The 7,464-nt window shown below is 41.7% G+C and carries 9 protein-coding genes; all 9 read right to left on the bottom strand.

Going from position 1 to position 7,464, the window contains the following annotated elements:
- The coding region (locus A3EO_RS13255; RefSeq protein WP_018347314.1) for a helix-turn-helix domain-containing protein at positions 1 to 207 on the bottom strand (207 nt) is incomplete at its 3' end.
- Between the two features lie 114 nt (positions 208 to 321).
- Positions 322 to 1,560: a phosphoglycerate dehydrogenase gene (serA, locus tag A3EO_RS0111885; protein WP_018347313.1), complete on the bottom strand. Its 1,239-nt coding sequence runs from the start codon at positions 1,558 to 1,560 to the stop codon at positions 322 to 324.
- A gap of 32 nt (positions 1,561 to 1,592) precedes the next feature.
- Positions 1,593 to 2,252: a ribose-5-phosphate isomerase RpiA gene (rpiA, locus tag A3EO_RS0111880; RefSeq protein WP_013746091.1), complete on the bottom strand. Its 660-nt coding sequence runs from the start codon at positions 2,250 to 2,252 to the stop codon at positions 1,593 to 1,595.
- Positions 2,253 to 2,268: 16 nt separating this feature from the next.
- Positions 2,269 to 3,408: a radical SAM family heme chaperone HemW gene (gene hemW / locus A3EO_RS0111875; RefSeq protein WP_018347312.1), complete on the bottom strand. Its 1,140-nt coding sequence runs from the start codon at positions 3,406 to 3,408 to the stop codon at positions 2,269 to 2,271.
- Entirely contained in the window at positions 3,405 to 4,001 is a 597-nt protein-coding gene (locus tag A3EO_RS0111870) for an XTP/dITP diphosphatase (RefSeq protein WP_013746089.1), read from the bottom strand. Before A3EO_RS0111870 ends, hemW begins: the two co-directional genes overlap by 4 nt.
- Entirely contained in the window at positions 3,998 to 4,921 is a 924-nt protein-coding gene (speB, locus tag A3EO_RS0111865; protein ID WP_018347311.1) for an agmatinase, read from the bottom strand. The genes A3EO_RS0111870 and speB overlap by 4 nt, the downstream gene beginning before the upstream one ends.
- A 10-nt stretch (positions 4,922 to 4,931) precedes the next feature.
- Entirely contained in the window at positions 4,932 to 6,818 is a 1,887-nt protein-coding gene (speA, locus tag A3EO_RS0111860; protein WP_049805003.1) for a biosynthetic arginine decarboxylase, read from the bottom strand.
- A gap of 184 nt (positions 6,819 to 7,002) precedes the next feature.
- Positions 7,003 to 7,185 (bottom strand): integrase arm-type DNA-binding domain-containing protein, encoded by a 183-nt coding sequence (locus A3EO_RS13250; protein WP_039139142.1) that lies wholly within the window; start codon positions 7,183 to 7,185, stop codon positions 7,003 to 7,005.
- Between the two features lie 162 nt (positions 7,186 to 7,347).
- A partial coding sequence (locus A3EO_RS0111855) for an IS3 family transposase (protein WP_018347309.1) occupies positions 7,348 to 7,464 on the bottom strand: 117 nt, incomplete at its 5' end.

Genomic DNA, 7,464 nt, shown 5'->3' with positions numbered 1-7,464 from the left:
GACGTGATATTTAAACTCTGGGGTATAGGTTCGTTTGGTATGCAGCACGGCTAAGCCCTTTATACCTGAATGTTGATATTGGGCAATCCAACGCCTTAATGTGCGTTTAGAAACGGTAAATGTACGACAGGTTAAAGAAAGACTTTCCTCGTGTTGAAAGTAGAAATCTACCACTTGTTGTTTAAATGTTTGGTTATATTTAGTCATAAAAAATCTGCACCTTTGTATGTTGTTGGATAATAAGTCCAACTTTTGGGGTGCAGATCACAATAAGAGCTGCTTCTATTTTAAATTACATATGCTCTATACAAAGTAAAAAAACTAATACAAAACTCTTGCCTTGATGGTGCCGTCAATCTGCTTCAATTTTTGCTGCAAACTTTCTGTGTTTTCTGATTCAACATCAATAACAACATAACCGATTGTTTCATCAGTCTGCAAATATTGAGCAGCAATATTGACACCGTTATCCACAAAAATTTGGTTAATTTTATTCAAAATACCCGGTCGATTATGGTGAATATGCAATAACCGTTTTGCTTTCACTAAACTGTGGCTCGGCAAGGACACTTCAGGGAAATTGACGGCAGTAACGGTTGAACCGTTGTCGGAATATTTAACAAATTTGCTTGCCACTTCAGTGCCGATATTCTCTTGCGCTTCAGAGGTTGAGCCACCGATATGCGGAGTTAAAATCACATTTTCAAAACGGCGCAACGGTGATTCAAACACTTCATTAATTGAGGCAGGTTCTTTCGGGAACACATCAATCGCGGCGCCACGTAATTTTCCGGCTTCCAATGCTGCACTTAAGGCATCAATATCAACCACTGTTCCGCGTGCGGCATTAATCAAAATGGCACCCTGTTTTAATTGTGCAATTCGCTCTGCACTCATCAAATTCTTGGTAGAACTGTTTTCCGGCACGTGTAACGAAACCACATCGCTCATTGTTAATAGCTCTTCCAAAGTGCGAACCTGTTGCGCATTGCCCAATGGTAATTTGTTTTCAATATCGTAGAAATAGACACGCATTCCGAGTGATTCGGCAATCACACTTAATTGTGAACCGATATGGCCATAACCGATAATACCGAGAATTTTTCCTCTGGCTTCGTTTGAACCTGCCGCTGATTTATTCCAAACACCACGATGCACCTCAAAATTGGCTTTCGGCACATTGCGCATTAATAACAACATTTCCCCTAACACCAATTCAGCCACGGAACGTGTGTTTGAGAACGGCGCATTAAACACCGGAATACCACGCTGTTTCGCCGCTTCCAAATCCACTTGGTTGGTGCCGATACAGAAACAGCCAATCGCAATTAATTTATGGGCGTGCTGCAACACTTTTTCGGTTAAGTGGGTGCGGGAACGGATGCCGATAAAATGGGCATCTTTAATCGCTTCGATTAACTCTTCTTCATCAAGCGCTTTTTTATGGTATTCGATATTGGAATAGCCGGCATTATGCAACACTTCCAACGCACTTTCGTGCACGCCTTCCAACAACAAGAACTTAATTTTTGCTTTATCTAACGATACTTTAGCTGTCATATTTGCATTTTCCTTTATTATATGTGTGAAATTTATTTGAGAATTTGTGCGCCGTCAGGGCTGCCGACAATCACGATATCCGCCGGACGCAACGCAAAAATACCGTTGGTAACCACGCCGGCAACGTTGTTTAACTCTTTTTCCATTTCAACCGGATTAAGAATTTTAAAATTATGAACATCCAAAATAATATTGCCGTTATCGGTAACCACGCCTTCACGATATTCCGGTGAGCCGCCCAACGCCACCAATTTACGTGCCACTTGAGAACGCGCCATTGGGATCACTTCAACCGGCAATGGGAAAGTTGAACCTAACACATCCACCTGTTTAGAACGATCGACAATACAGATAAATGTTTTTGCTAACGCTGCCACAATTTTTTCTCGGGTTAATGCCGCACCACCGCCTTTAATCATCATTTTATGCGGTGTAATTTCATCCGCACCGTCAACATAAATATCCAAACCGGAAACATCATTGGCACTGAACACTTCAATACCTTGCGCACGCAACAATGCTTCTGAGTTTTTTGAGGCTGCCACCGCACCTTTAATTTTATGTTTAATTGTTCCTAATGCTTCAATAAAACAATTTACTGTGGAGCCACTGCCTACGCCGACAATCGTATCCGCCTGCACATATTGCAACGCCGCATTTGCCGCCATTTTCTTCATTGTTAATTGATCCATTTTGCCATCCTTTCATTCAACTATTTGATAAAAAAAGCGTCAGCAAGTCATTAAGAAATAGTTTACCGTGTTCAGTAATTTGCCAACTCTCTGTCCGTTCTACAATATAATCCTGTTTTAATGCCTCGTCTATCTGCTTTTCAATCACATTCAAGCCTAATCCGGTAAATCGCTCAAAATCGGCTTTCGGCACCGCTTCCAACAGGCGAAAACGATTCATAAAAAACTCAAACGGACGATCTTGCAACTCTACATAATGTTGTTGATAACGATATTGCCCTTGCAAATAGCCTTTCGGGTGTTTGGTTTGCGAATAACGCAAAATTTGCCCATCGCTGAAGCTCACTTTGCCGTGCGCACCGCAACCAATCGCCAAATAATCCCCGAATCGCCAATAATTTAAATTGTGTTCGCACTGGAAACCGGGTTTGGCATAGGCTGAGGTTTCATACTGCTGATAACCGGCGGCAAGCAGTTTTTGATGCCCCGCCTCAAAAATTTGCCAAAGATCATCGTCATCCGGTAAACGTGGCGGTTTACTGGCAAACAGCGTATTCGGTTCGATGGTTAATTGATACCAAGAAAGATGTGGCGGCGCTAACGCGATTGCTTGCGCCAAATCCGACAATGCGCTCTCCACACTTTGGTTCGGCAAGCCGTGCATTAAATCTAAATTAAAACGTTCAAATCCGGCTGCTTTAGCAAAATCGACCGCTTTTTTGGCTTCATTGCTGTTATGAATGCGCCCCAACAGTTGCAACTGTTGGTCGTGAAAGCTCTGCACGCCCATAGAAAGCCGTGTTCCCCCTGCCTGACGATAACCTAAAAAACGCTCCGCTTCCGCTGTGCCGGGGTTAGCTTCTAAAGTAATTTCAATATTTTGGCTAAACGGGATACGCTGTGCAATTTGTGCCAATAAAAACGCGATACTTTCCGCAGAAAACAGGCTGGGTGTGCCGCCGCCGATAAAAATAGAATGTAATTGCCGTTGTTGAACAAAATCGAGCTGTTGATCTAAATCCGCCAGCAGATGTTGGATATACTGCTGTTGCGGAATGTCGCCTTTTTGTGCGTGCGAATTAAAATCGCAATAAGGGCATTTCTGAACACACCAAGGAATATGAATATATAAACTGAGAGGAGGTAAAACCATCATTTTAATTGCTGTTGTAATTTAATTAACGCTCTTGCCCGATGTGAAATTTGCTGTTTCTCTTCTTTGCTTAACTGTGCAAACGTTGCCTGTTTATCGGCGTAGAAGAATAATGCATCATAACCGAAACCGTTTTCACCAATTTCCTGTTCGGTAATGACACCCTCACACTCTCCTTGCGCAATAATTGGCACCGGATCATCAGCCGAACGCAATAACACAATGCAGCTGACAAATTTCGCTTTGCGTTGTGCTGCCGGAACGCCCTCAAGCAAATGCAACAATTTCGCACGATTATCCGCATCGCTTGCGTGTTCGCCGGCAAAACGTGCTGAATACAACCCCGGCTGCCCATTTAAATAATCCACCGCCAAGCCGGAATCATCCGCAATTGCCGGCAAGCCACTGATTTTTGCAGCGTGTCGAGCCTTAATCAGCGCATTTTCAACAAATGTTAAACCCGTTTCTTCCGGACTTTCGATTCCTAGTGCAGTTTGCGCCACTACTTCAAACCCAAATTCTGCTAAGACATTCGCCATTTCATTGACTTTTCCTTGGTTACCTGTCGCTAAAATGATTTTTTGTTTCTCTTTCATTCCTTCTTACTCCCTTGCAAATAAAGCATTTCTAAAGCGATGGTTGCGCCGGCAAGCGCGGTGATATCTGCTTTGTCATATGCAGGAGAAACTTCCACCACATCCATTCCAACAATATTCACATCAGACAGCTTTCTTAAAATTTTCAATACTTTATCTGTACTTAATCCACCGCAAACCGGTGTGCCGGTGCCGGGAGCAAATGCCGGATCGAGGCAATCAATGTCGAATGTCAAGTAAACCGGTAACTCCGTTCCAACTGTTTCTTTAATACGCTGAACCACTTCATCAACAGTTAAATCATTCACTAGCGGTGCATCCAAAACGGTGAAGTCTAACTGTCGATCAAACTCTGTTCTAATGCCGATCTGAACAGATCTTTTTGCATCGATTAATCCCTCTTTCGGCGCGTGATAAAACATTGTACCGTGATCATAACAACTGCCGTTTTCGTAGGTGTCGGTATGTGCATCAAAATGGATCATTGCCAATTTACCAAAATGTTTGGCGTGAGCACGCAAAAGCGGCAATGTGATAAAGTGATCACCACCTAAAGTTAGGCAACGTTTTCCGGCTTGTAGCAAGGAACTGGTATGCGCTTCCAGCTGTTTAACAAAATCCTGATTATCGCCATAGGAATAGACTAAATCGCCACAATCGACAATTTTCAACCGTTCCCGCACATCAAAATTCCACGGGAAACGGCAATGTTCCCACGCTAAATTGACAGAAGCACGGCGAATTGCTTCCGCACCAAACCTTGCCCCCGTACGACCGGAAACAGATGCATCAAACGGCACGCCAGTGATTACCCAATCGGCATCGGATTGCTGTGGCACAAAATTTAACGGTAATCGTAAAAAACCAAAATTATTAGAAACCAAAGAAATATCTTCTTTATGCGCAAGCGTATTAAACATTTTTCTTTACTCACTCCTCTTCCAGATAAGTATAGCCGTTTAAACCCTCTTCCAATTCTTTTAAGAATTGTAATGCTTCCGATACCGGCAAATCTGAATGTTCAATTTGTTCTCGATAACGAGCAATTAAATTTTTCGGGTCAAGATAAACATATTGCAACATATCTGCAACCGTATTGCCCTCATCATAATCTAAGATTTTTGCCTGCCCATTATCATCCAGCACGATATCCACGCTGGTAGTATCTCCGAACAAGTTGTGCATATTGCCAAGAATTTCCTGATAAGCCCCGACCATAAAAAAACCAACCAACGGTGGATTATCTGTCGCATAATTAGGCATCGGCATCGTGGTAGCGATACCGTCACCATCAATATAATGATCAATAATGCCATCGGAATCACAAGTAATATCAAGCAATACTGCTCGGCGACTAACCGGCTCATTAAGCTGCGTTAATGGGCAGACCGGAAACAGTTGATCGATACCCCAAGCGTCAGGCAGTGACTGGAATAGCGAAAAATTCACATATAATTTATCCGCAAAACGTTCCTGTAATTCATCAATAATGGTACGGTGCGAACGATGACGCTCATTAAATAATTCCCCCACCTCGTGGCAAATATTGAGGTAAAGTTGCTCTGCCCAAGCTCGTTGTTCTAAATTAATCAAACCGACATTATATTGATTATGTACATCAGACAAATCAAATTGACTTTCGTGAATCCAACTGCGTAAAGAACGTTTTTCACGTGATGACAAAATGTCATTCCACGTTTCCCACATACTGTGCAACACCATTGGATCACTCTCTTTCGGTGCTTCAAGTTGCGCCGGCAAATAACGCTCAACACCGATAATATTTGATACCAGCACGGCGTGATGTGCTGTTACCGCTCGCCCCGACTCAGTAATGATTGTCGGATGCGGCAAATTATATTCTCGACAAGCTTGACCAATTCCCCACACCACAGTTTCCGCATATTCTCTTAGACCATAATTAACGGAACAATCTGATTCAGTGCGATTACCATCATAGTCGACACCTAAACCACCACCAACATCAAAACATTGAATATTTACACCTAATCGATACAGTTCAATATAAAATCTTGCACTTTCACGCACACCGGTCGCCACATCGCGAATGTTACCTAATTGAGAGCCTAAGTGAAAATGCAATAACTGCAAACAGTCCAAACTTTGTTGATCTTTTAATAAATTCACTAAATCAAGCACTTGTGATGCCGATAAACCAAATTTTGATTTTTCACCGCCTGAGGATTGCCATTTCCCTGAACCTTGCGAAGCCAATCTGGCGCGCACCCCTAAGCGAGGGCGTACATTCAATTTTTTCGCCTCTTCCAACACTAAGAAGATTTCGGAAATTTTCTCTATAACTAAATAGACTTTATGACCTAATTTTTCGCCCATCAACGCAAAACGAATATATTCACGATCTTTATATCCATTACAAACTATCACTGTTTTAGTTTGTCCGGCGTGAGCCAACACCGCCATCAACTCAGCTTTCGATCCGGCTTCCAACCCCAACGGCTGCCCCGAAGTAATCAATGATTCAATAATACGGCGATATTGATTTACTTTAATCGGATAAACCAAGAAATAATTGCCTTCATACCCAAAATCAGCCCGAGCCTGTGCAAAAGCAGCATTAATTGAACGCAGACGGTGTTGAATAATTTGAGGAAAACAAAATAGCGTTGGTAGGTGTGCACTCTTTTGTTGTTGAACCTGCTCGACTAATTTAGTCAATGCAACTCGATTTTCAGGTTTTTCCGGATTTGGACAAACATAAATATCACCGTTTTCATCCACATTGTAATAATTCATTCCCCAGTAATTGATATTACAGGCCTCACGGATAGTATCCATATTGGAAACAGTTTGAAATTTAGGATTAAAGGTAGCGTTTTCCACGACGTTAATGCTCCTTATCATTGAAAGAAAATTTTGAAGAGGCAATCCAAAAGTAGGTTGCAAGCATAAAACAAAAGCAAACTTAACGCTAGTTACGATTAAATTTTAGGATAAAAAACTTACTGGAATAATTAAATAATTATATAGATGAGGTAATGTGATTTGGTGAAATGGCGGGAGAATAATTGAGTAACCACATCTCTAAGCCTGTTGGCTTAACTCGCAAATAAAGTCCTTTTCCATCTGCTAAATTGTATTCTTTAGCTGTCGGTTTTGCCCTTTCAATTTTTGTATTTGTTAATGGAGTGGTAAGCCTTGCCATATCTCGCCTCAATGATTTTTAGTAACACAGTTTGTGTCTAGTATAACTGCGTGTTACTAAATGTGTTACTAAAATCTTGTGTTACTGTGGGTTATTCTGGGTTAATCAGATTTACTAAAAAGGCTTTAAAGCGTTGTGATCTGACCCCGAAAAGTTAGACTGTTATTTTAAGGACTGAATTCTGTATTGAACAGGACTCAGTCCATTTAATCTTAATTGTATTCTTTCCTCATTGTAATAACGAACATATTCTTTGATAACGGATTCAAGTTCTTCAAT

This window comes from Gallibacterium anatis DSM 16844 = F 149 (assembly GCF_000379785.1).
GTDB classification, from domain to species: Bacteria; Pseudomonadota; Gammaproteobacteria; order Enterobacterales; family Pasteurellaceae; genus Gallibacterium; species Gallibacterium anatis.
The sequence above is the reverse complement of the archived record's forward strand: the minus strand, read 5'-3'. Positions and strand labels throughout refer to the sequence as shown.